General features: G+C 71.5%; 20 protein-coding genes and 1 riboswitch. Of the genes, 5 read left to right on the top strand and 15 right to left on the bottom strand.

Going from position 1 to position 22,342, the window contains the following annotated elements; translation table 11 throughout:
• Nucleotides 1-31: 31 nt before the first annotated feature.
• Complete coding sequence (locus tag OG746_RS04570; protein ID WP_266711775.1) at nucleotides 32-442, bottom strand: bleomycin resistance protein; 411 nt, start codon at nucleotides 440-442, stop codon at nucleotides 32-34.
• A gap of 120 nt (nucleotides 443-562) precedes the next feature.
• On the opposite strand from OG746_RS04570, the gene cbiE reads away from it, so the two are divergent.
• Both cbiE and cobM read left to right on the top strand, forming a co-directional pair.
• Complete coding sequence (cbiE, locus tag OG746_RS04565) at nucleotides 563-1,825, top strand: precorrin-6y C5,15-methyltransferase (decarboxylating) subunit CbiE (RefSeq protein ID WP_524540372.1); 1,263 nt, start codon at nucleotides 563-565, stop codon at nucleotides 1,823-1,825.
• Nucleotides 1,822-2,571 (top strand): precorrin-4 C(11)-methyltransferase, encoded by a 750-nt coding sequence (gene cobM, locus OG746_RS04560; protein WP_266711773.1) that lies wholly within the window; start codon nucleotides 1,822-1,824, stop codon nucleotides 2,569-2,571. The genes cbiE and cobM overlap by 4 nt, the downstream gene beginning before the upstream one ends.
• Nucleotides 2,572-2,595: 24 nt before the next feature.
• Here cobM and OG746_RS04555 read toward each other — a convergent pair whose 3' ends face one another.
• The 4 genes from OG746_RS04555 to OG746_RS04540 form a co-directional block, all read right to left on the bottom strand.
• Nucleotides 2,596-2,859, bottom strand: a complete 264-nt coding sequence (locus tag OG746_RS04555; RefSeq protein WP_266711771.1) for a type II toxin-antitoxin system RelE family toxin — start codon at nucleotides 2,857-2,859, stop codon at nucleotides 2,596-2,598.
• Nucleotides 2,852-3,121 (bottom strand): type II toxin-antitoxin system Phd/YefM family antitoxin, encoded by a 270-nt coding sequence (locus OG746_RS04550; RefSeq protein ID WP_266711769.1) that lies wholly within the window; start codon nucleotides 3,119-3,121, stop codon nucleotides 2,852-2,854. The genes OG746_RS04555 and OG746_RS04550 overlap by 8 nt, the downstream gene beginning before the upstream one ends.
• A gap of 61 nt (nucleotides 3,122-3,182) precedes the next feature.
• The gene (locus tag OG746_RS04545; RefSeq protein WP_266711767.1) at nucleotides 3,183-5,120 is read right to left on the bottom strand and encodes an SMI1/KNR4 family protein; all 1,938 of its coding nucleotides are present in this window, start codon (nucleotides 5,118-5,120) and stop codon (nucleotides 3,183-3,185) included.
• A gap of 43 nt (nucleotides 5,121-5,163) precedes the next feature.
• Nucleotides 5,164-6,300, bottom strand: coding sequence for a cobalt-precorrin-5B (C(1))-methyltransferase (locus tag OG746_RS04540; RefSeq protein WP_266711765.1), 1,137 nt, complete (start codon nucleotides 6,298-6,300; stop codon nucleotides 5,164-5,166).
• Between the two features lie 11 nt (nucleotides 6,301-6,311).
• Here OG746_RS04540 and OG746_RS04535 point away from each other — a divergent pair, with 11 nt between their 5' ends.
• Nucleotides 6,312-7,085, top strand: coding sequence for a cobalt-precorrin-6A reductase (locus OG746_RS04535; protein ID WP_266711763.1), 774 nt, complete (start codon nucleotides 6,312-6,314; stop codon nucleotides 7,083-7,085).
• Here OG746_RS04535 and cobJ read toward each other — a convergent pair.
• Genes cobJ through OG746_RS04520 form a run of 3 tightly spaced genes read right to left on the bottom strand, consistent with a single transcriptional unit; the run spans nucleotide 7,082 to nucleotide 10,529 of the window.
• Nucleotides 7,082-8,596 carry a precorrin-3B C(17)-methyltransferase gene (gene cobJ / locus OG746_RS04530; RefSeq protein ID WP_266711761.1) on the bottom strand — a complete coding sequence of 505 codons (1,515 nt, stop codon included), beginning with the start codon at nucleotides 8,594-8,596 and terminating at the stop codon, nucleotides 7,082-7,084. The two genes, OG746_RS04535 and cobJ, sit on opposite strands and share 4 nt — an antisense overlap.
• On the bottom strand, nucleotides 8,593-9,243 hold the full coding sequence (locus OG746_RS04525) for a precorrin-8X methylmutase (RefSeq protein WP_266711759.1): 651 nt from the start codon (nucleotides 9,241-9,243) through the stop codon (nucleotides 8,593-8,595). Before OG746_RS04525 ends, cobJ begins: the two co-directional genes overlap by 4 nt.
• Before the next feature lie 8 nt (nucleotides 9,244-9,251).
• Complete coding sequence (locus OG746_RS04520; RefSeq protein ID WP_266711757.1) at nucleotides 9,252-10,529, bottom strand: ferredoxin-like domain-containing protein; 1,278 nt, start codon at nucleotides 10,527-10,529, stop codon at nucleotides 9,252-9,254.
• Nucleotides 10,530-10,719: 190 nt separating this feature from the next.
• Nucleotides 10,720-10,813: riboswitch (cobalamin riboswitch) on the top strand.
• Between the two features lie 53 nt (nucleotides 10,814-10,866).
• Between OG746_RS04520 and cobN the strand changes: the two genes are divergently transcribed.
• The gene (cobN, locus tag OG746_RS04515) at nucleotides 10,867-14,616 is read left to right on the top strand and encodes a cobaltochelatase subunit CobN (RefSeq protein WP_266711755.1); all 3,750 of its coding nucleotides are present in this window, start codon (nucleotides 10,867-10,869) and stop codon (nucleotides 14,614-14,616) included.
• Between the two features lie 21 nt (nucleotides 14,617-14,637).
• Here cobN and OG746_RS04510 read toward each other — a convergent pair whose 3' ends face one another.
• The 4 genes from OG746_RS04510 to OG746_RS04495 all read right to left on the bottom strand — a co-directional run bounded on the left by OG746_RS04510 (nucleotide 14,638) and on the right by OG746_RS04495 (nucleotide 18,132).
• A complete protein-coding gene (locus tag OG746_RS04510) occupies nucleotides 14,638-17,133 on the bottom strand; it encodes a polysaccharide lyase family 8 super-sandwich domain-containing protein (RefSeq protein WP_266711753.1) in 2,496 nt (831 codons plus the stop codon).
• A 90-nt stretch (nucleotides 17,134-17,223) separates the two neighbouring features.
• Nucleotides 17,224-17,751, bottom strand: a complete 528-nt coding sequence (locus OG746_RS04505; protein WP_266711751.1) for a PDDEXK family nuclease — start codon at nucleotides 17,749-17,751, stop codon at nucleotides 17,224-17,226.
• A gap of 28 nt (nucleotides 17,752-17,779) precedes the next feature.
• Nucleotides 17,780-17,962 (bottom strand): hypothetical protein, encoded by a 183-nt coding sequence (locus OG746_RS04500; protein ID WP_266711749.1) that lies wholly within the window; start codon nucleotides 17,960-17,962, stop codon nucleotides 17,780-17,782.
• Nucleotides 17,959-18,132 (bottom strand): hypothetical protein, encoded by a 174-nt coding sequence (locus OG746_RS04495; RefSeq protein WP_266711747.1) that lies wholly within the window; start codon nucleotides 18,130-18,132, stop codon nucleotides 17,959-17,961. Before OG746_RS04495 ends, OG746_RS04500 begins: the two co-directional genes overlap by 4 nt.
• Before the next feature lie 167 nt (nucleotides 18,133-18,299).
• Between OG746_RS04495 and OG746_RS04490 the strand changes: the two genes are divergently transcribed.
• Nucleotides 18,300-18,566: a GntR family transcriptional regulator gene (locus OG746_RS04490; RefSeq protein WP_266711745.1), complete on the top strand. Its 267-nt coding sequence runs from the start codon at nucleotides 18,300-18,302 to the stop codon at nucleotides 18,564-18,566.
• A 15-nt stretch (nucleotides 18,567-18,581) separates the two neighbouring features.
• Here OG746_RS04490 and OG746_RS04485 read toward each other — a convergent pair whose 3' ends face one another.
• Genes OG746_RS04485 through OG746_RS04475 form a run of 3 tightly spaced genes read right to left on the bottom strand, consistent with a single transcriptional unit; the run spans nucleotide 18,582 to nucleotide 22,322 of the window.
• Complete coding sequence (locus OG746_RS04485; protein WP_266718709.1) at nucleotides 18,582-19,637, bottom strand: acyltransferase family protein; 1,056 nt, start codon at nucleotides 19,635-19,637, stop codon at nucleotides 18,582-18,584.
• Between the two features lie 32 nt (nucleotides 19,638-19,669).
• Nucleotides 19,670-21,991, bottom strand: coding sequence for a bifunctional polysaccharide deacetylase/glycosyltransferase family 2 protein (locus OG746_RS04480; protein WP_266711743.1), 2,322 nt, complete (start codon nucleotides 21,989-21,991; stop codon nucleotides 19,670-19,672).
• A gap of 19 nt (nucleotides 21,992-22,010) precedes the next feature.
• Nucleotides 22,011-22,322, bottom strand: a complete 312-nt coding sequence (locus OG746_RS04475; RefSeq protein ID WP_266711741.1) for a hypothetical protein — start codon at nucleotides 22,320-22,322, stop codon at nucleotides 22,011-22,013.
• Between the last annotated feature and the right edge of the window lie 20 nt (nucleotides 22,323-22,342).

Raw genomic sequence — 22,342 nt, 5'->3', positions numbered from 1 at the left:
GAGGACCGGACGGCCGGGCGGCGCGTCGGCGTCAGCCCTCCCGCTCCTCCAGTTCGGAGCCGATCCGCAGCAGGTTTCCGTCCGGGTCGACGAGCGCGAACTCCCGCATCCCGTACACCGTGTCGTCCGGCTCGACGAGCCGCGGCGTCGCGTCGGGAGCCTGGCTCAGGCCGACGCCCCGCCACTCCTCGTACAGCGCGTCCGCGATGTGCGCGCCACCGTCGAGCCGCAGGTACGCGGCGTGCGCGGTGCTCAGCGGGTCGGTGTCGGGGGCGTGGAAGAAGTGCAGTTCGACGGTGTCGCGGACGAGGATCAGATAGCCGTCGTCCGGATAGTGGGCGTCGGCGGTGAAGCCGAGGTCGGCGTAGAAGGCGACGGTCGCCTCCAGGTCGCGGCCGGGCATGACCGGGGCGACGCGGCCGGTCGTCGGGGTGCGGGACATCGGGCCTCCAGGGGCGCTCGGCCGGGGCGCCGATGTCGCCCGATAGAGTGCGGCTCCCGACGTCGACGGCCTTGACGTGACCTTCCTGAGCATGACGTACGACCTACGAGGTACCTGGCAGTGACTCCCGCGACACCCGCGTCTCCCGCGCACCCCGCAGGACCCGTGGCGACCGTCGTCGGGATCGGGGCCGACGGCTGGCCCGGCCTCCCGGACACCGCGCGCACCGCGCTCCTCGCCGCCGACGCCGTCCTCGGCGGACCGCGCCAACTCGCCCTGCTGCCCGCCGAGTGCGCCGCCGAACGCGTCCCGTGGCCCTCGCCCCTGCGCCCCGCCGTCCCTGCTCTCCTCGACCGGTACGCGGGCCGCCGCCTCGCGGTCCTGGCCAGCGGCGACCCGATGTTCTACGGGATCGGCCGGACCCTCACCGAGATCGCGGGCCCCGACGCCGTCCACGTCCTCCCGCACCCGTCCTCCCTCTCCTACGCGTGCGCCCGGCTCGGCTGGCCCGTCGAGGACACCGAGGTCGTGACGCTGGTCGGCCGTCCGGCGGACCGCCTCACCGCCGCACTGCACGACGGCCGCCGCGTCCTGGTCCTCTCGGCGGGCGCGGACACCCCCGCCGAGGTGGCGGCGCTGCTCACCGCGCGCGGCTTCGGCCCCAGCCGCCTCACCGTCCTGGAACAGCTCGGCACCGAGCAGGAGTCGGCGTACGAGGGCGTGGCCGAGGTGTGGCCGTACGCCCCCGGCGACCCGCTCAACGTCATCGCCGTCGACTGCCGCCGCGGCCCCGACGCCCTGCGTCTCGGCGCGGTACCGGGCCTGCCCGACGCCGCGTACGACAGCGACGGCCAGCTCACCAAGCGCCACGTGCGCGCCGCGACGCTGGCCGCGCTCGCCCCCGCGCCGGGTGAGCTGCTGTGGGACATCGGCGGCGGCTCGGGCTCGATCGCGATCGAGTGGATGCGCACGCACCCCTCCTGCGCGGCGTACACGGTGGAGAAGGACCCGGTACGGGCGGAGCGCATCGCGGGCAACGCGTCCCGCCTCGGCGTCCCGACGCTGCACGTGGTGACGGGCCCGGCCCCCGCCGCGCTGGCCGAACTCCCTTCTCCCGACGCGGTGTTCGTCGGCGGCGGCCTCACGGCACCGGGCCTGCTCGACGCCTGCTGGGCGGCGCTCGCGCCCGGGGGCCGCCTGGTGGCGAACACGGTCACCCTCGAATCCGAGGCCCTCCTGGCGGACTGGTACCGCCGCCACGGAGGCGAGTTGGTGAAGCTCTCCGTCGCGCACGCGGTGCCGGTCGGCGGTTTCACGGGGTGGCGGCAGGCGATGCCGGTCACGCAATGGTCAGTAACGAAAACAGGGGTTGAGGATCGATGACCGTCTACTTCATCGGGGCGGGCCCCGGAGCCGCGGACCTGATCACCCTGCGCGGCGCGCGCACGCTGGCGGCGTGCCAGGTGTGCCTGTACGCGGGTTCACTGGTCCCGGAGGAGCTCCTCTCCGAGTGCCCACAGGACGCACGCCTCATCGACACGGCGAACCTCGACCTGGACGCCATAGAACGCGAATACGTGGCCGCACACGAGGCGGGCCACGACGTCGCCCGCCTCCACTCCGGCGACCCGTCGGTGTTCTCCGCGGTGGCGGAACAGATGCGCCGCCTGGACGCACTCGGCATCCCGTACGAAGTGGTGCCCGGCGTCCCGGCGTTCGCGGCGGCGGCAGCGGCCCTGAAGCGCGAACTGACGGTGCCGACGGTCGGCCAGACGGTCATCCTCACCCGCATCGCCCAGCAGGCCACGCCGATGCCTCCCGGCGAGGACCTGGCGACGCTGGGCGCGAGCGGCGCACTTCTGGTCCTGCACCTGGGCGCCCGCTACGTGGACCGGATCGTCGCGGAGCTCGTCCCCCACTATGGCGAGGACTGCCCGGCGGCGGTGGTCGCCTACGCCAGCCGCGCCGACGAACTGGTCCTGCGCGGCACGCTCGCCGACATCGCGGACCAGGTGAAGGGTGCGGGTGTGCTGCGCACGGCGGTCATCCTGGTGGGCCGCACGCTCGGCGCCTCCCAGTTCCGCGACAGCCACCTGTACTCGACGGAACGCGACCGTCACGTGTGCTGAGTCGGGGAACTCAGATCTCGTAACTCAGGTCTCGTGAACGGTGGACCGGCGCCCGATATGCACGACCCACGCCACCAGCTCGCCGTTGTCGATCGTGTAGATCACGCGGTAGTCGCCCACTCGGAGGCGGCGCCTGTCGGGCTGGGAAACCAGCGCGGTGGTGTTGAAGCCGAGCGGATCGCTCTCCAGCTCGGTCAGTTTGGCCAGGATGCGGAGTGCCATGGCGCGCGGGATCTTGCGCAGTTCGGCCTGTGCCTCGGGGTGGAAGACGGTGCGGTACTCACTCACCGCGCGCCAACGTCTCCCGCATGACGTCCTCGATCGGGACGCCGGCCGAGGGCTTCGCCATGCGCTCGTCGATGATGCGGTTGATCTCGCGCTCTTCCCATTCCTGGTACTTCCGCAGCACCTCGATGGACACAACCGCGGCGACCTCTTTGCCGCGGCGCGTGATCACCGTGGGCACGTCGTCCCGGTCGGCCCGCTCCACCACTTCGGCCAGGTGCGCGCGGACATCGCGGATGGACTCTATGGGCAGCGGCTGCGTCATACGCTCAAATGTACCTAGTGTGCCATGTGTACACATGGTGGCCGATGGCCGTTGAACCGGCTCACCGGGCCCTCCTGCGCGTGAACGTGAGCCTCGCGCCCGCCTGCGCGGCTTCCGGTGGTCTGCTCCTGAGCCACGGCCGGGTCGGGAGGACGGGCAGCCTGCCGGTGTTCAGGGCGAACTGCGGGAGCGAGACGTCGAACGTCGCCGCTATCGCGTCCAGCGCGCGGTTCTCGTCCGAGAGGTCGGCGGCGGGTCCTGAGGGGTCGGGGAACAGCAGGGCGGGGGAGAGCGCGGCGGGGATCGCGCCCGTTTCCTGGCGCTCGTTCTCGTGGACCGTGAAGGCGTACCGCTGCTCACCGTCCTCGGCGCACGCGAAGTGGAACAGGCCGGGCTCCCACCAGACCGTGAGGGCGCGCGTGCCGCGGGACAGGGTGGTGCCCGGGTGCGTCAGACGGTCCGGGTCGAAGGCCGGCAGGCGCCCCGGATCTGCGTCCGGCCAGGGGCCGCCCGAATCGAAGGCGAAGCTCCAGCCGTCCCGGGCGCCGATCCTGGCCAGAGGGGTGCGGGGGCCCTGCCGTCGCGGCTGCGCGAAGGGAAGGTTCCGCAGGTCGGACTCGGCCGCCACGGGCTCCAGCGGTCCCGCACCGAACCGCTCCACCAGTTCCTCGGGGCGGATGTCCTCCACAAGAACGAACCGGTAGGCGTCCCGGCGCAGTTCGGCCCTCGGGTGCCACTGGGTCAGCCATCCGAGCCCGTCGCGCACCACCACCGGCTTCGGCTCATTCCGGTCGGCGGGCGCGGCTGCCGCCTGACCGGCGCGGGGCGTGGTGAGCAGTTCCCGGCCGCGTTCCGGCGTGACGACCGGGCCCAGCAGCGGGTCGCCGAGCAGGCCGAACGGTGCCACGTGGTCGTCCCGGTACGGCTCCCAGCGCGGGATCGCCGCCGCGAGCACCCGCCAGGCGCCGTCCGTGTCGCCCCAGCGCGCCAGCTCCCTGGCCTCGACGACCGCGCGCCCGAAGGGCCCCGGCGACGCGTACTCGTACGTACGCTCCCTGATCCGCGCCAGCACGGCCGCGGCCCGCTCCCGGTCCGTCGCGTAGTCCTCGGTCACAGGGCCGAGCACGAGGTCGTCGCGCTGCCCGCCCTCACGCACGTGGTGGAGCGCCTTCAAGGGCAGCACCTCGCCCGCGTACAGCGGATCGTCCATGCGCGGGTCGACCGGCACCCAGCCGCCGCCGTCGCCGAGCAGTGTCCGCAGCTGTGCGGCCAGCAGGCCGGCCCGGGGTCTGCCGAGCTCCCCCGCCTCGCGGAAGACGTCGAGCGCGTCGTCCAACTCGCCTCTCAGGCAGGCGAGTCGGGCCTCCTCCACCCGGGCGTCGAGGTCCCGCGTCACTCTGTTCTCGAAGCCGGAGTGGTCGCCGCCCAGTCGGTAGAACTCCTGGTACATGTCCTCCATGAACGCGCGGAACGACGCGTACCGGCCCGGCCGTTCACCACCCCACCCGTGGTAGACGTACACCGCCCACTCCCCGTCGTCGCCCACGTTGCCCGGGTCGAGCAGCACATCCGTCATGTCCGAGTCGAGCGACAGCTGTAGCGCCCGCCCCCACATGCCGGCCAGGAGTACCTCGTCGTCGGGTGCGTCCTCGTCCAGATACTCCTCGTACAGCGCCTGCTGCCCGTACGGATCCCCGTACGGCCCGATGTCCGCCGCCCCCGCCAGCAGATAGACCCAGCCGCCGGCGTGCCGCCACCCGTCCGTCGTCTCGAGGAACCCGCGCAACGACGGCGGCAGCGGCATTTCTATCCCGAGCCCCCGGATCCGCTCCTCCAACGCCGAGACGGCCTCCGCCCCAGCCGGTTCGAAGCCCAGCCAGCGGTCCCGCACGACGTCCTCGTCCAGGTCCTCGAACACGTCCGAGTCCTCGGCGCGCCGCGCCTCCAGCCATTCCTCACTCCACCGCTTGAGCAGCGGCCCCCACCCCGAGTTCCCCATGAACGCCAGGATGGCACCCGCCACTGACAACGGCCGTGACGTGTCAGCGCGGTCCCTGTGCCCCGCTCCGGCCGACGACCGTTCCCGCCCGGTCGATGCAGATGACGTCGACCGCGACAGGTGCGCCGCGGAGGACCGAGAGGGCCTCGTCGCGGGCCGTGTTCGCCACCAGGTCGCCCAGGGGGACGCCTGCCGCTGTGCAGAGTTGGAGGGCGGCGAGGCCGGTGTTGGCTTCGGTGACCTCCTGGGCCAGTGCCTCCGACGCGCCGCCCCTGCGGGCCAGTTCCGCGAGGAAGGTCTTGTCGACCTGGGAGCGGCCCGAGTGGAGGTCCAAGTGGCCCGCCGCCAGTTTGGAGAGTTTCGCGAAGCCGCCGCAGATGGTGAGGCGGTCGACCGGGTGGCGGCGGATGTACTTCAGGACCGCGCCCGCGAAGTCGCCCATGTCGAGCAACGCGTCCTCGGGCAGGTCGTGTTCACGGACGACCGTCTTCTCGGACGTCGAGCCGGTGCAGCCCGCCACGTGTGTGCGGCCCGCCGCCCGCGCCACGTCCACGCCGCGGCGGATCGAGTCGATCCACGCCGAGCACGAGTAGGGGACGACGATCCCTGTCGTGCCGAGGACCGACAGACCGCCGAGGATTCCGAGGCGCGGGTTCCAGGTCGAGCGGGCGATCTCCTCGCCGTGGTCGATGGAGATCGTGACCTCTACGTCGCCGGGGGCTCCCTGCGCCGCAGCCACCCGGTCGATGTGCGTGCGGATCATCTCGCGGGGCACGGGGTTGACGGCCGGTTCGCCGACGGGCAGCGGGAGTCCGGGGCGGGTGACCGTGCCGACGCCGGGGCCCGCCTTGAAGACCACTCCCGAGCCGGGCGGGAGGCGTCGCACCGTGGACCGTACGAGCGCGCCGTGCGTGACGTCCGGGTCGTCGCCGGCGTCCTTCACCACCCCGGCCGTGGCCGACTCCCCGTCCTCGTACGACTCGACCGCGAGGGCGAACGACGGCGTCTGGCCCTTCGGGAGGGTGATCGTCACCGGGTCGGGGAAGTCGCCGGTCAGGAGCGCCGTGTACGCGGCCGTGGTCGCCGCCGTCGCGCAGGCGCCGGTCGTCCAGCCGGGGCGCAGACCGGTGTGCTTGAGTTGGGCGCCGCGTCCACCCTTCGCTTCTGTCTCACCACTCATGGAGTTCCCCGATGCCGCACGTGCTGATTCTCGGCGGGACGACCGAGGCCCGGCGCCTGGCCGAGGCCCTGCACCCGCACGTCCGTGTGACCAGCTCGCTCGCGGGGCGCGTCGCGGCGCCCCGGCTGCCGGTCGGTGAGGTGCGGATCGGTGGGTTCGGCGGTGCCGAGGGGATGGCGGAGTGGGTGTGCGAGCACGCGGTGAGCGCGGTCATCGATGCGACCCATCCCTTCGCCGAGACGATCAGTTTCAATGCGGCGCGGGCCGCCGCCACCGCCCATGTTCCCCTGCTCGCGCTGCGGCGGCCCGGGTGGGTGCCGGGTGTGGGGGACGACTGGCGGGAGGTCGCGTCGCTGGAGGAGGCGGCGGAGGCGGTGCGTGGGGCGGGGCGGGTCTTTCTCACCACGGGGCGGATGGGTCTCGCCGCGTTCGCCCATGTCGACGACGCGCACTTCCTCGTACGGTCCGTGGACGCGCCCGAGCCGCCGTTTCCGCCGCGGATGGAGGTGTTGCTGGACCGTGGCCCGTTCACGCTGGACGCCGAACGCGCGGTCCTCGCGGACCACGCCATCGACGTCCTGGTGACGAAGGACAGCGGCGGTGCGGCGACGTCCCCGAAACTGACCGCCGCCCGCGAGGCCGGGGTGCCGGTGGTCGTGGTCCGCCGTCCCCCGGTACCCGACGGGGTCCCGGTGGCCACGACCGTCGAGGAAGCGGCCGAGTGGCTCAACGCCTCGGGGCTCTGCCCCGGCCCCCGCGGCCTCTCGTCCACAAGCGGGGCTTAAAAGTCGGGGTAGCGGCGTGGGGTCCACGTCACCGTACGGCCGTCCGCACGGGCCACCGCCTGGGTCTGGGACGAGCCGACGATCAGCAACGTACGCATGTCGACGACCTCCGGGTCCAGGTCCGCGAGGCGGATGACGCGGACGCTCTCCTCGGGGCCGCCGACATCGCGCGCGAGCACCACCGGGGTGTCCGGCAGCCGCAGCTCGAGGAGCAGCTCACGCGCCTTGCCCACCTGCCAGGTCCGGCTGCGCGAACCGGGGTTGTAGAGGGCCAGGACGAGATCCGCGGCCGCCGCCGTACGGAGGCGTTCCGCGATGACCTCCCACGGCTTGAGCCGGTCCGACAACGAAATCGTCGCGTAGTCGTGGCCGAGGGGCGCGCCCGCCTTCGCCGCCGCCGCGTTGGCCGCCGTCACGCCGGGCAGCACCCGCACCGGTATCCCCGAGTAGCGGTCCTCCGAAGCGACTTCGAGCACCGCCGTCGCCATCGCGAAGACGCCGGGGTCGCCCCCGGAGACGACCGCGACGCGATGCCCGCGACGGGCCAGGTCGAGGGCGAACTCGGCGCGCTCGGACTCGACCTTGTTGTCCGAGCCGTGCCGCACCTGCCCCGGCCGTTCGGGGACGCGCGCGATGTACGTGGTGTAGCCGACCAGGTCGTCCGCGTTCGCGAGGGCGCCGCGCGACTCAGGGGTCAGCCAGGGCGCGCCCGCGGGACCCGTGCCGACGACCACGACCTCGCCGCGAGCCGGGTCCGGGTCCGCCACCGGTTCCGCGTCGACCCGCGAGGGCAGCACGGCGACGGAGAAGTACGGCACGGATGCCGGGTCGATGTCGGCGAGCGCACCCGTGCGCTCGCCGTCCATGAAGGCGCGCTCGACGTAGCGCGCGTCGTCGAGTCGCCCCGAACTCTCAAGCGCCGCACGCACCTTGGTGAACGTACGCCCCAGCTTCATGACGACCGCGGAGTCCGCCGCGGCGATCCGCGCGGACAGCTCGTCCTCCGGGAGCGTGCCGGGGATGACGGTCAGCGTCTCCTTGTCCTCGCACAGCGGCTGCCCGAGCCGTGCGGCCGCCGCGCTGATGGACGTGACACCCGGGATGACGGTCGTCTCGTAACGGTCGGCGAGCCGCTTGTGCATGTGCTGGTACGAGCCGTAGAACATCGGGTCGCCCTCGGCGAGCACGGCGACCGTGCGCCCGGCGTCGAGGTGGGCCGCGAGCGTCGCGGCGGCCTCGGCGTAGAAGTCGTCGAGCGCGCCCCGGTAGCCGCCGGGGTGGTCCGTGGTCTCGACCGTGAGCGGGTACATCAGCCGCTCCTCGATCTGCTCCTCGCGGATGTGCTCCGCGGCGATCGAGCGCGCGATGGAACGTCCGTGGCGTGCGCAGTGGTACGCGATGACGTCGGCGGAGGCGATCGCCTTCACCGCGGCCACCGTCATCAACTCCGGGTCGCCGGGCCCGAGCCCGACGCCGTACAGCTTGCCCTGCTGGGAAGGCGCGTTGCTCATGCCCGGTCCTCCATGATCTCCGCCTCGGTCGCGATCGCGTTCAGTGCGGCGGCGGTGATGGCGCTGCCGCCCCTGCGTCCCCGTACGACGAGGTGTTCGAGGCCCAGTTCGTTCGCGGCGAGCGCGTCCTTCGACTCGGCGGCGCCGACGAAGCCGACGGGTATGCCGAGCACGGCGGCGGGCTTCGGCGCGCCCTTCGCGATCATCTCCATGAGGTGGAAGAGCGCGGTGGGCGCGTTGCCGATGGCGACGACGGCGCCGTCGAGGCGGTCGCGCCAGAGTTCGAGTGCGGCGGCGCTGCGGGTGGTCCCCAACTCGGCTGCCAGGTCCGGCACTTGGGGGTCACGGAGAGTGCAGACGACCTCGTTGTCGGCGGGGAGCCGCTTGCGGGTGACGCCGCTGGCGACCATGTGGGCGTCGCAGAGGATGGGCGCTCCGGCGCGCAGGGCGGCCCGCGCGTTCGCCACGACGCCGGTCGAGTGGCCGATGTCCTGTACGAGATCCACCTGGCCGCAGGCGTGGATCATGCGGACGGCCACCTGGGCGACGTCGGCGGGCAGCGCCGCGAGTCCGCCCGCGGCTTCCGCGCGGATCGTGGCAAAGGACTCGCGGTAGATCGCCGCGCCGTCCTTCTCGTAGTCGAACACGGTTGGTCTCAGCTCTCGGTGTGGTGGGGGACGGAGGGAACGGTGGTGGTGTGGCTGCCGTCGGGCTGCGCCACGATGTCGACGTACGGCTCGGCGGGGTGCCCGCAGCGGCGTTCGCAGCCGGACCAGTAGGTGGGGAGGGTCGGGTGGGCTTCGTCGAGGTGGACGGTGGCGTCGTGCCGTACGTCGGCGTGGGACTTGGCGCACCCGGGCCGCCCGATACATGCCGCTACGCGGGTCCAGGGGGAGGTGGGGTCGGCCACGAGCCCGGTCTCGGCGAGCCGCTCGATCTGCTCGGGTGTGGCCCCGGGCACGACGACGCTGCGCCAGGGCGTCAGCCGAAGCTCCTGCGGCGGAAGCTGCCCGGCCAACTCGGTGAGCGCGTCCCATTGGCGAGGCCCGATGGCCCCGAGCGGCACGGTGACCACCGGCCGGGCACCGGGGCCGGGCCCAACGTCCTTGTTGCGCGGCACCGGGGGCCGCCTTGCCCACCCTGCCGCCCAAGGCGGCAGATTGCCCAAGGCGGTGGCGGCCGAATTAAGCCCCTGCGGCGATTGAGCAGCGGGGTCCGGGGCGGAGCCCCGAGGCGTCAACGCCGGTTCGGCCGAATTAAGCCCCTGCGGCGATTGAGCAGCGGGGTCCGGGGCGGAGCCCCGTGGCGTCAACGCCGGGTGGGCGGACAGGCGACGGGTCAACTCCTCGGCGGGAAGCCCAAGTTCAGCGACACGCCACACCCGCCCCCCAACCTCCCGCGCAGCCGCCGCGAACACCTCCGCCGCGGCGACCGCGACCTCCGCCGCGCGAGCGTACGGAACCCGCACCCCCACCTCCCCGAGGAACACCTCCGCCTCGCCGGACGGCAAGCCCCGCACCAACACGTCGGGCCGCAGCGCCGCCACGTCCCCCCGACCGTCGTCCAACCCGAACAGAAACCGCCCGGACAACTCCGGCGTGACGGAACTCGCACACAGCCCCGCGTCGAGCCCGGTCAACCACTCCCGCACGTCCACGAACCCGCACCCGTCGAGCCCGGACATCGGCGAAGCCACCACGTTGCGGACCCGCTCGTGCGCGGCGGACGGCAGCAGCCCGGCCGCCCCGAGCACCCCCGCCAACTCCGCCCCGCACCCGTCCTGCAAACCCCGCAACTGCACATTCCCCCGCGAGGTGAGATGCAGCATCCCGTCCCCGAGCCGCCCCGCCGCCCCGGCGAGCGCCCGCGCCTGGTCCACGCCCAGCACCCCGCCAGGGATCCGCACCCGCGCGAGAAACCCGTCGTCGGCCATATGCAGACGCAAAGCACCCGGGCAGGCGTCACCGGAGCCCGTCGAGGCTGCACCCGGCTCAGGGGGCGGGACGGATATGGGGGAGGGGGACATGCCGGGGAGCATACCTATGGGCTCTTTCCACCACCCCGTACCAGGTCGTCGCCCGGCACCGTACGATGCTCGGTGGCTGCCCGGACCCGGTCGGCCATCGCCGGCGACGGCGACAGGGGAGGAAGCCCGGTGTGATTCCGGCGCGGTCCCGCCACTGTGAACTCTCCACACGGAGAGCGAGCCAGGAACTCCCTTACACACGACCACCCGGGGCGCGGACACCCCGAGGAAGGCCAGACGACGCATGCCCCAGCAGCTCCTGCTCCTGTCGACGTCGGACACCGACCTGCTCAGCGCCCGTGCGGCCAACGCCGCCGACGCCCCGGTCACGTACCGCTTCGACAACCCCTCCCGCATCGACGTGGAGACGGACCTGCCGGGTCTCCTCGACGGCGTGGACCTGGTGGTCGTACGCCTCCTCGGCGGCGTCCGCGCCTGGCAGGACGGCATCGACCGGCTGACCGCCGCCGGGATCCCGCTGGTCGTCCTCACCGGTGAACAGGCCCCCGACGCCCAGCTGATGGCGACGTCCACGGTGCCGGTCGGCATCGCGGCCGAGGCCCACAAGTACCTGGCGCACGGCGGCCCGGAGAACCTGGACCACCTGGCCCGCTTCCTCTCGGACACGGTGCTGCTGACCGGCCACGGCTTCGAGCCGCCGGTCGCCGCGCCGGCCTGGGGCCCGCTGGACCGCGAGCCCTCCACGCAGCACGAAGACACGCAGCACGACGACGCCCCCACGGTCGCCGTGCTCTACTACCGCGCCCACCACATGAGCGGCAACACGGCGTTCGTGCACGGCCTCTGCGACGAGATCGAGCGCGCGGGCGCCCGCCCCCTCCCGCTGTACGTGGCGTCGCTGCGCGCCCCCGAGCCGGAGCTGATCGACGCCCTGCGCCCCGTCGACGCGATCGTCACGACGGTCCTCGCCGCGGGCGGCACCCGCCCGGCGCAGGCGAGCGCCGGTGGTGACGACGAGTCGTGGGACGCGGGCGCGCTCACGCAGCTCGACGTCCCGATCCTCCAGGCCCTGTGCCTGACGTCCTCCCGGGCCGACTGGGAGGAGAACGACGAGGGTGTCTCGCCGCTGGACGCCGCGAGCCAGATCGCGGTGCCGGAGTTCGACGGCCGCCTCATCACCGTCCCGTTCTCCTTCAAGGAGATCGACGAGGACGGGCTCCCGGCGTACGTCGCCGACCCCGAGCGCGCGGCCCGCGTCGCCGGGATCGCCGTACGCCACGCGCGACTTCGGCACATCCCGGCGGCGGACAAGAAGCTCGCGCTCGTCCTGTCCGCGTACCCGACGAAGCACTCGCGCATCGGCAACGCGGTGGGCCTCGACACCCCGGCGTCGGCCGTGTCGCTGCTGCGCCGGCTCCTCGACGAGGGCTACGACTTCGGGGACCGGGCCGAGATCCCCGGTCTCGCCTCCGGCGACGGCGACGAGCTGATCCGCGCGCTCATCGACGCGGGCGGCCACGACCAGGAGTGGCTCACCGAGGAGCAGCTCGCGAAGAACCCGGTCCGCATCCCGGCCGCCGACTACAAGCGCTGGTACGCGACGCTGCCGCAGGAGCTGCGGGAGAGCGTCGAGCGGCACTGGGGGCCGCCGCCCGGCGAGATGTTCGTGGACCGGTCGCGCAATCCGGAGGGCGACATCGTCCTCGCGGCCCTGCGTCGCGGCAATCTGCTCATCCTCATCCAGCCGCCGCGCGGCTTCGGCGAGAACCCGATCGCGATCTACCACGACCCCGATCTCCCGCCGTCCCACCACTACTTGGCGGCGTACCGCTGGATCGCGGCGTCGTCCGGCGACGGCGGTTTCGGCGCGGACGCGATGATCCACCTCGGCAAGCACGGCAACCTGGAGTGGCTGCCGGGCAAGAACGCGGGGCTTTCGGCGGCGTGCGGGCCGGACGCGGCGCTCGGCGACCTGCCGCTGATCTACCCGTTCCTCGTGAACGACCCGGGCGAGGGCACGCAGGCCAAGCGCCGCGTGCACGCCACGCTCATCGACCACCTGGTGCCGCCGATGGCCCGTGCGGACTCCTACGGCGACATCGCCCGGCTTGAGCAACTCCTCGACGAGCACGCCCAGATCGCGTCCATGGACCCGGCGAAGCTGCCGGCGATCCGGGCCCAGATCTGGACGCTCATCCAGGCCGCGAAGCTCGACCACGACCTGGGGATCGAGAACCGGCCCGAGGACGAGGGCTTCGACGACTTCATCATGCATCTCGACGGCTGGCTCTGCGAGATCAAGGACGTCCAGATCCGCGACGGTCTGCACGTTCTCGGCGCGGCGCCCTCCGGGGCGGGCCGGGTCAACCTGGTTCTGGCGATTCTGCGTGCGCGGCAGATCTGGGGCGGCAACCAGGCCCTGCCGGGGTTGCGGGAGGCGCTGGGTCTGGATGAATCCGCGGCGACCCTTACGTCTGCCGACGAGGCGGAGGCGCTGGCGCGGACCTTGGTCGAGGCGATGGAGGCGGCGGATTGGGACCCGGAGGCGGTGCCGCAAGCCCTCGCCGCGTCCGGGCTCACGTCTCGGGGCTCTGCCCCGGACCCCGCGGGCTCTCGTCCACAAGCGGGGCTGGAAGATCGGGGCTCTGCCCCGGACCCCGCTGCTCAAACGCCGCAGGGGCTGGATGGTGTTGCCGCCATCCTCGACTTCGCGGCTCGCGAGGTCGTGCCTCGGCTGAGCGCAACCACCGACGAGCTGGACAACGCCATCCGCGCCCTGGAAGGCCGCTTCGTGCCCGCCGGGCCGTCCGGCTCACCGCTCCGCGGGCTCGTCAACGTGCTGCCGACCGGGCGGAACTTCTACTCCGTCGACCCGAAGGCCGTCCCGAGCCGCCTCGCCTGGGAGACGGGACAGGCCCTCGCCGAGAGCCTGCTCACCCGGTACAAGGACGACAACGGCGAGTACCCCACCTCCGTGGGCCTGTCCCTCTGGGGCACGAGCGCCATGCGCACCGCCGGCGACGACATCGCGGAGGCCCTCGCCCTCCTCGGTATCCGCCCGGTCTGGGACGACGCCTCGCGCCGCGTCACCGGCCTGGAGCCGATCCCGTACGAGGAGCTGAACCGCCCCCGCATCGACGTCACCCTCCGGATCTCCGGCTTCTTCCGTGACGCGTTCCCGCACACCATCGGCCTCCTGGACGACGCGGTGCGCCTCGCCGCGTCGCTCGACGAACCGGCCGAGATCAACTACGTGCGGGCCCACACCCAGGCCGACCTGGCCGAGCACGGCGACGAGCGGCGCGCGACGACCCGGATCTTCGGCTCCCGCCCGGGGACGTACGGCGCCGGTCTGCTCCAGCTCATCGACTCCAAGGACTGGCGCACGGACGCCGACCTCGCCGAGGTCTACACGGTGTGGGGCGGATACGCGTACGGCCGCGGCCTGGAGGGACGCTCCGCCCGTACGGAGATGGAGACGGCCTACAAGCGGATCGCGGTCGCGGCGAAGAACACCGACACCCGCGAGCACGACATCGCCGACTCGGACGACTACTTCCAGTACCACGGCGGCATGGTCGCCACCGTGCGCGCGCTGCGCGGGTCCGCCCCCGAGGCGTACATCGGCGACTCCACCCGTCCCGAGACGGTCAAGACCCGCACGCTCGTCGAGGAGACGTCCCGCGTCTTCCGGGCCCGCGTCGTGAACCCGAAGTGGATCGAGGCGATGCGCCGCCACGGTTACAAGGGTGCCTTCGAACTCGCCGCGACGGTGGACTACTTGTTCGGCTACGACGCCACGACCGGCGTCATCGCCGACTGGATGTACGACAAGTTGACCGAGACGTACGTCCTCGACGAGACGAACCGCCAGTTCCTCAGCGAGAACAACCCGTGGGCCCTGCACGGCATCGCGGAGCGGCTGCTCGAAGCCGAGTCGCGCGGCATGTGGGAGAAGCCGGACCCGCAGACGCTGGAGGCCCTCCGCCAGGTGTACCTGGAGACGGAGGGCGACCTGGAGGCGGACGAGTAGGCCTCACCGCCTCACACCGCCTTATCGCTTCAGCGTCACCGCGAAGCTCCGTCCGTACGCGTGGTGCGTGTCGACGTCGAGCCGGGTTCCGCCCGGCACGGCGGTGACGCGCACCGCGTCGTCGCCGTCGGCCTTGCGCAGGCGGTGACCGCGCAGCACCAGCGTCACCGTGTCGCGTTCGGTCGTCGGGTCGGACACCGCCACCGTGACCTCGCCGCCTCGGCGCCGCACGAGGACGGACGCCGGACCCTCGACGTCGAGTCCCGCCGTGTGGTGGGCGCCGGACGTGAAGGTGTTCGCCCCTGTGAGCCCGAGCCCGTCGTGGGCCACGGCCTGCATCCGTGACGTGTTCGCGAGCACGCGCGCACCCTCGTACGCCCGCACCGCGGACTCGGACGCGTTCGGCAGCAGCGCGTACGCGAAGGAGACCGGTTTCGCCCCGGCCGCCTGCTCGACCGTCAGCGAGAACACCTGCCGGGTCACCGCCGTGTCCGGGTTCGTGGTCCGTACGACGCGGCGGTTGCGCGTCACCGTGTCGAGCCGCGCCTTCGCCTTCGGCCCTGCAAGGCGTACGTATCCCACCGCCGCGCCCTGCGTCCCGTCCGCCCAGCGCACCCAGCCGTCGCCCTCGGCCACGGTCACCGCGTCGCCCGCCGGCGCCACGCGCGCGTCGACGGTCGTCGTCACCGCTCGCCCGCCGCCGGGAGCGTCCCCGACCCCGGCCGCGAGCACCACGATCTCGTCGTCGAGCAGGAACCACGACTTGGTGGCCCGCGCGCTCCGGTACGCCACGAAGTCCTCGGGCAGCAGTCCCGCCCGCTTGTCCCGCCACGGCACGTCGTCCGACGCCACCCACCCGACAGCTCCGTACGTGTCGTCGAGCACGGCGCCGCCCGAGTACGCCTGCGTGGCCGTCGGGAAGTACACGTACTTGTTCTGCGACTCGGACGACGCGGTGAAGTTCAGGGGGTGGGAAGGGTTGTCGTAGAAGAGCTTCCCTCCGTACAACTCCGGTACGGATCCCCGGTGTTCGACGGGTGCCGTCACGCCCGCGAGTCCGTACGGCGAGACGGTGGTGAAGTAGTCGACGCCGAAAGACTGGGTCTGGTCCTGGCCCGCCAGGTACAGATAGTGGGCGCCGTCGCCCTGGAACCAGGGCAGCAGGTTCTCGCCGCTCATGTACTCGTACTTGCTGATCCGGCGCGAGCTGCGGGAGAGCGTGAAGGCGTAGCCGGGGCGGCGGTGGACCGTGCGGTCCATGGCGTTGAAGGCGACGGAGCGGGCGGGCGGGTTGAGGTCGGCGGCCGGGACGGAGGAGTCCGCGAGGATGTCGGCGTACCGGACGATGCTGAGCGGCGAGACGAACGTCGCCGGGTCGAGCGACGCCTTCGACGTGCCGCGGATGTGCTTCACGTACGACGCGAGCGCGGTCGCAGCGTCTCCGCTCGACAGGGACGCGAGGTCGACGACTGCCTCGACGATGACGGCGGAGTCGGTGTACCCGCTGGCCGTCCGCGACACCGCCCGCCCCTTCACCGCCTCCATCATCCAGCCCTCGAAGATCAGCGGCGCGAACCCGTCGCGCACCCACTTCTGCACCGTGGGGATCAGCTCGTCGCCGTACGCGAACCCGGTCCCGTCGAGCAGTTTCAGCGTCTGGATGACGCGCGTGAGCAGGCCCTTTCCGTACGAGCCCGTGTACGCGACGGAGGAGTGCTGGATGAAGGAGCCGTCGGCGTAGTGCCCGTCCGTGACGCCGTGCTGAAGGTCGTACGGGTCGATCGTCGCGAAGACCGTCAGCTGGTCGGTGAGGGCCTTGCGGATGCGGGCCTCGTCGCCGGTGAGGGCGCCCTGGAGGATGCGGTTGGTGGTGATGTCGGCGAGGTTGGCGCCGGTGTGGAAGCGCGAGTCGAGGTCGACGTCGCCGTTCTTGCCGCTGCGCAGATACGCGTCCATGGAGGCGATGTACGTGGTGGCCAGCTCGGCGGACGCCGCGTCGCCCAGCAGCACCAGCGTCCGGCTGACGTGCTGCGAGACGCCTATCTCCCAGGTGAACCAGTTGCCGTAATAGCCCTTGGACTGGTCGCCGTAGTACTTCTCGTGCAGCCACGTCAGCGCGTCGACGACCCGGCCGCGCACGGCTGAACTCCCGTACAGATCAGGGGAGATGCCCGGGGTGCGGGTCGCGAGCGCGATCTCGTACACCCGCTGGTACGTGGTGTTGAGGTTCGGGTCGCTGCTGCCGAGCGGCACGCCCTTGAACAGCTCGCCGTCGCCGGACGCCGCGTCCATCGCCGCGAGGTTCGTCCGTGCGGTCTTCTCGATCGCGGCGAGCTTGTCGGCCGTCTCCTTGCGCGCATTGGACTCGGTGGTGCCCGCGAACATCTCGGTCGCGTTGGCGAGCAACCGCGCGGCCCCGTCCGCGAGTTGAGCCGCGCCCGCCCACTGGGTGGGCACGGCGGCAAGCACCCCGCTCGCGGCCAGGACACTCAGCAGACGTCTACGGGTGATCTCCATCGGTCGTCCGTCCCTCCGTCGTTCGCCCACGATCGGCACGCGCGCGCCGGAGTCAAGCAGACGGGGTGATCCCCGACAAGAGCTGTCGGCTCAGAACGCGAGGTCCTCCCAGCTGACGCTCATCGCGAAGGGCTCGGGGAACTCGATACCGGGGCCGCCGGGCTCCCATTCGCCAACGGGGACGTACGCCGTGGGATGCAGCGATTTCACGGCGAGCCCGGCCTGGATGATGGGGGCCAGTACGTACGCCCGCACCGACGTGACGTCCCACGTCCGGCCGGAGTCGAGCTCGACCTCCCAGTACCAGGGGATGCCTGCCTCCGCGTAGCGGTCCGTCTTCCACAGCCTGCGCTTGTGGTTGTACGGGCCGGAGACCACCTCGCCGACCAGGACGGTGTCGTCGGCGAAGGCGTCGGCTCCGGGCAGGCCGCGGCGGACCAGGAAGTCGGGGGTGAGGAAGCTGGACTTGTCGGGCTTGAAGAAGACGTTGGTCTCCACTTCGACCTGCAACGCGTCCCGCGTGGCACGGCGGGCGTCGGCCTCGAGCGCGTCGCGCATTCGCACGGCGAACTGCTGGTGTTCCAGCGGATCCGACCGTTCTGCATTGCTTGCCGGCATACCGCCTCCACGGTTCGCGTTCCGTGCCTCACGGTAGCCGCCTCGGAAGGTCGACTTCGTGCGGCTGAGTCCACTCGGCGCACTGCGGGCACGCGTACACGTTGAACCCGGGGCCCGTGCCCTGGTGCACCTCGGCGACGAGCACGGGCTCGTGCGTCATCACCTCGCACCAGACGCACATGCGGACGGGGCGGTGGGGGTGTTCGTTCATGCGACTGCTCCTCGTACGTGTCGGTCGAGATCGATCCCGCAATCGGCGGCGAGCACGAGGGCGAGGCGCCTCCGCGCGAGGGGGTAGGGGTTTCCGGCGCGGTGGCGGCCGGTCCCCGGAAGTACGAGATGCAGCACCCAGGTCAGGGCGAGGCGGATAAGGTCGGACATCGTCAGCGCTCCTAGCAAGCGTTGGCCGTGCCCCCGGACGTTCCAGCGTCGCGGGGGTCTTCTATGTCCGGAACGCTAGCCGATGTCTAAAGCGGTAGAACTCGGTTGAACGCTAGTGACAGATACTGGCAGTGCATGACTTCGGTCGGTCGATTACGGTCGCAGTCGTGAGTGAAAAGATCGACCCGACCGCCGCCGAGTACCACTACGTCCAGCTCGCGGAGATCCTGGAACGGCGCATCCGCGGAGGCGAGTTCGCCCTGGGCACACGGATTCCGGGCGAGATGGTGCTGGCGCAGGAGTACGGCATCGGTAACCAGACGGTGCGCCGCGCCCTCGTGATCCTGCGCGACAAGGGCCTCGTGGTCACGGTTCACGCCCGCGGCACCTTCGTGGTCCGCGAGCTGCCGACGGAAGAGGCCCCCGCCGAATAGCAGGGGCCTCAGGGCTCACGGCAACAGTCGTGGCGCGCGTTTCGCCGCGACGTCCTCGACCCACCCCCACATCGGCACCGCCACCGCGATCAGCACCCACCCGATGCCGAACAAAAACCACTGGCTCTCCAGCGGCAGCCACCTCTCGAACGCCGGAACGTTCCAGAACGTGTCGACCAGCGGCACCGCGAGGATCAGCGCGATCTCGTGCCAGAGGTAGATCGTGACGGCACGCGCGTTGAACACGGTGACGACGCGGTCGAGCCTCCGCCACCGCGCCAGCCACGCGAAGTCGATACGCCACCGCGCCTTCGCGTAGAAGAGAAGCGTGACGAACCCGGCCGACCAGAACGCCTGCGCGAGCGGCACGTCGTCCAGGTCGTACGTCCCGTACTCGCCCTGGTGGCTGAGCGCGTACCAGAGCCCGAACGCGAGCGCGGCGCCGGAGAGCACGACGACGACCGACGCCTTCCACCGCTCCAACAACCCGTCCCGATGGGCGAATCCGAGCAGCCAGCAGAAGACGAAGATGCAGAAGTCGGTGGCGTCTCCGGTGTCGAACAGCGCGATCGGCACGAGCGACAGCAGCAGCACCGGCACCGGCGCCCACCGGAAGACCCGCAGCAGCAGCGGGGACAGCAGCACGAACCACAGGTAGCAGCGCAGGTACCAGAGGATCTCCCAGGCCTGCTCACCCCAGGCGTTGCCCGGCGGATCACCGATGGGGACCACCCAGTAGACGATCCGCCAGCCCGGCATCCAGCCATGGACCAGCATCGCCGCGACGACGACCGCGCCCCACGCCCAGAACGGCACGAGCAGCCGCCGCATCCGGCTGCGGATGACGGAGAGCGCGGGCCGTTGCAGCGACCGGGCCATCAGCGACCCCGCCAGCGCGAACATCACGCCCATCGACGGGAACACAAGCCCCGCCCAGGCCCAGCCGAAGCAGTGGTACGCGACGACCCGGACCAGCGCGACCGCCCGCAGCGCGTCGAAGTACCGGTCGCGCCCCGGCGGCGCGGACGGCGCGGGAGCCGGATCGCGTACGGGAGCCGGCTGCACGCCCACCGCCCGCAGCTCCCGCGTCGGAGCGTCCTCGATCACCGACCCGCCCCCGTACCGGCCGTCGGCGTCCCGACCTCGCCCGTGCGCTTGAGCTTCTGCCAGCGCAGCCGGCCGCCCGTGAGGGCGGTGACGCAGGAGTGGATCAGGACGAGATACATCATCTGCCGGTACGCGAGTTGTTGCAGCGGCAGCATCAGCAGGTAGCGGTACTTCTCCTTGTCGAGCCTGAACGCGTAGGCGGCGCACGCGAGTTGAACCCCGAGTACGGCCAGCCACGCCAGCAGCGACGCCTTGAAGTCCACGAAAATCATCGAGTAGACGGTGAACACGTCGATGAGCGGCGCGAAGACCGGCGTGACGATCTGGAAGAGGACGACGAGCGGCATGCCGACCCGCCCGAAGCGTCCCGAAGGCCCCTTGTCCGTAAGGGACTTGCGATGCTTCCAGAGCGCCTGCATCGTGCCGTACGACCAGCGGTAGCGCTGGCTCCACAGCTGCTTGAACGAGCCCGGCGCTTCCGTCCACGCCCGCGCGTGCTCCTCGTAGACGACGCGCCAGCCCGCCCGGTGCATGGCGATGGTGATGTCGGTGTCCTCTGCGAGGGTGTCCTCGCTCATGCCGCCCGCGGCGAGCACCGCGTCCCGGCGGAACGCGCCGATGGCGCCCGGGATGGTGGGCATGCAGCGCAGCGTGTCGTACATGCGGCGGTCCAGGTTGAAGCCCATCACGTACTCGATGTGCTGCCAGGCTCCGATGAGGGTCTTGCGGTTGCCGACCTTGGCGTTGCCGGAGACGGCGCCCACCTCGGGGTCGGCGAAGGGCTGCACGAGCTTGGCGACGGTGTCCGGCTCGAAGACCGTGTCGCCGTCCATCATCACGACGATGTCGTAACGGGCGTGTCGTACACCGTTGTTGAGGGCGGACGACTTGCCCGCGTTCTCCTGACGGACGACGCGGACGTTCGGGTGGCCGAGGGACTCGACGATCTCCGCCGTGCCGTCCGACGAACCGTCGTCGACGACGATGACCTCGATCGGATGCGTGCCGGACATCAGCGAGTTCACCGTGTTCGCTATGCACTCCTTCTCGTTGTACGCGGGCACGATCACGCTCACCGGGCGGGTGACGGGAGGCCCCCAGGAGAACGAGGGACGGTTGCGCTGCCGGTAGTGGCGGCGCGCCACGATCAGCATCAGCAGGAACCTCGCCATGACGGCGACGCCGACGACGGCGAGGAACCCGGAGAGCACCGGCATCGTCCACTCGGCGATCGCGGTGGCCACGATGAGGGACTTGCCGACGTAGAGCGTGGAGCCGGTGGCCTTGTGGAGGGAGGCCTGCTCGGCGGCCGTGGAGGTGGGATCGAGATCCTGCTCACGGGCGCCGGGCAGCGCCTGCGGCCGACCGGCTTGGGCCCCCGCCTTGGCCCCCGTCTTGGCCGCGGCCTTGGCCTTGGCCTTCTGGTTCATCGCCTGGGCGCCGCTCACCGTGGTGAAGGTGTAGCCCTTGGCCTTCATCTTCTTGATGTACTTCGGCAGCGCCTTCAGCGTCTGGTCCCGGTCGCCGCCCGCGTCGTGGAAGAGCACCGAGGCGCCCTTGCCGGACTTCGGCGTGGCCGTGTCGATGATGCTCTTGACGCCCGGCTGCTTCCAGTCGTCGCTGTCGGTGTCGATGAACACGCTGGTGTAGCCGAGCTTCGCGACCTTCTTGTAGACGCCCAGGCTGTAGTTGTCGATGGCGTCGGTCTCCGAGGAGTACGGCGCCCGGAACAGCGTCGTGGTGACGCCCGCCGCGCCCGCGATCGCCAGCTGCGTCTGCTTCAGCTCCCGCTTCAGGCGGCCGTACGACTGGTACGAGAGGTCCACGTGCGAGAACGAGTGGATGCCGACCTCATTGCCCTGGTCGACGGTCTGCTTCACGAGGTCCGGGTAGCGCGCGGCCATCGAGCCGACGAGGAAGAACGTGCCGGGCACGTCGTTCTCGTCGAGGATGTCGAGGACCTTCGACGTGTACTCGGCGTTCGGGCCGTCGTCGAAGGTGAGCACGATGGTCTTCTTCGGTACGGACTCGTCCTGGACCTTCCCGTTGCGGGACGTCCAGATCGGGCCGGAATCCAGGACGGAGTCCGACACCTGGTCGTACGCGGCCCCGTCCCGGACCCGCTTGTCGTTGAACACCTCGCCGCGTACGTAGCCGTCGAGCAGCAGCGCGCAGCTCAGGGCCAGCAGGAGCAGCAACGCGAGGAGTGTGCGCGGGCGTTGGAGCGTCGCGGCGCGGCGGCCCATGCGGGCGATACGGCTCGGGTTGGCGTGCCGGCGTCCGCCGCGAGGCGTGGGCGGCTTCGTCTCTTGGGACATAACTGGGCTCGTCCTCCGCTCAGTTGGCGCCGAGAGCGCCGGGAGTACCGGGCGCGCCGTTGGCGGGAGCGGAAGGGGGCGCCGGCCGGGCGTCACCGAAGGGCAGCAGGTCCGAAGAGGTCAGCGGAATGCCCACGCCCATGAACGCGAGAACCAGCAACACCACGTAGCCCGCGCAGCCCACGCACACGGCGATCCCCAGGCGGCGCAGCAGTCGGGCTCTGCGGCCGGAGGAGTCGACGAACACGGGGCCCTCGCCAGGGGCACTGCGGGGTTTACGGCGGCGGCCGCGACCTGCGGCAGGGGTTTCGAGAACGGCATCGGAGCGCATTCCGCGCAGAGTATGCAGCC

The sequence above is a fragment of the Streptomyces sp. NBC_01016 genome (genome assembly GCF_026341035.1).
Lineage (GTDB): Bacteria > Actinomycetota > Actinomycetes > Streptomycetales > Streptomycetaceae > Streptomyces.
The sequence above is the reverse complement of the archived record's forward strand: the minus strand, read 5'-3'. Positions and strand labels throughout refer to the sequence as shown.

What these genes read in the sequence shown, in the direction of transcription:
- OG746_RS04540 (WP_266711765.1), bottom strand. Translation starts at nt 6,300, where the DNA reads ATGAGTGGTGAGACAGAAGCGAAGGGTGGACGCGGCGCCCAACTCAAG.
- OG746_RS04570 (WP_266711775.1), bottom strand. Translation starts at nt 442, where the DNA reads ATGTCCCGCACCCCGACGACCGGCCGCGTCGCCCCGGTCATGCCCGGC.
- OG746_RS04475 (WP_266711741.1), bottom strand. Translation starts at nt 22,322, where the DNA reads ATGCGCTCCGATGCCGTTCTCGAAACCCCTGCCGCAGGTCGCGGCCGC.
- cobN (WP_266711755.1), top strand. Translation starts at nt 10,867, where the DNA reads ATGCCCCAGCAGCTCCTGCTCCTGTCGACGTCGGACACCGACCTGCTC.
- OG746_RS04505 (WP_266711751.1), bottom strand. Translation starts at nt 17,751, where the DNA reads ATGCCGGCAAGCAATGCAGAACGGTCGGATCCGCTGGAACACCAGCAG.
- OG746_RS04520 (WP_266711757.1), bottom strand. Translation starts at nt 10,529, where the DNA reads ATGGCCGACGACGGGTTTCTCGCGCGGGTGCGGATCCCTGGCGGGGTG.
- OG746_RS04495 (WP_266711747.1), bottom strand. Translation starts at nt 18,132, where the DNA reads ATGTCCGACCTTATCCGCCTCGCCCTGACCTGGGTGCTGCATCTCGTA.
- OG746_RS04545 (WP_266711767.1), bottom strand. Translation starts at nt 5,120, where the DNA reads ATGGGGAACTCGGGGTGGGGGCCGCTGCTCAAGCGGTGGAGTGAGGAA.
- cobJ (WP_266711761.1), bottom strand. Translation starts at nt 8,596, where the DNA reads ATGAGCAACGCGCCTTCCCAGCAGGGCAAGCTGTACGGCGTCGGGCTC.
- cobM (WP_266711773.1), top strand. Translation starts at nt 1,822, where the DNA reads ATGACCGTCTACTTCATCGGGGCGGGCCCCGGAGCCGCGGACCTGATC.
- OG746_RS04550 (WP_266711769.1), bottom strand. Translation starts at nt 3,121, where the DNA reads ATGACGCAGCCGCTGCCCATAGAGTCCATCCGCGATGTCCGCGCGCAC.
- OG746_RS04535 (WP_266711763.1), top strand. Translation starts at nt 6,312, where the DNA reads ATGCCGCACGTGCTGATTCTCGGCGGGACGACCGAGGCCCGGCGCCTG.
- OG746_RS04500 (WP_266711749.1), bottom strand. Translation starts at nt 17,962, where the DNA reads ATGAACGAACACCCCCACCGCCCCGTCCGCATGTGCGTCTGGTGCGAG.
- OG746_RS04480 (WP_266711743.1), bottom strand. Translation starts at nt 21,991, where the DNA reads ATGTCCCAAGAGACGAAGCCGCCCACGCCTCGCGGCGGACGCCGGCAC.
- OG746_RS04510 (WP_266711753.1), bottom strand. Translation starts at nt 17,133, where the DNA reads ATGGAGATCACCCGTAGACGTCTGCTGAGTGTCCTGGCCGCGAGCGGG.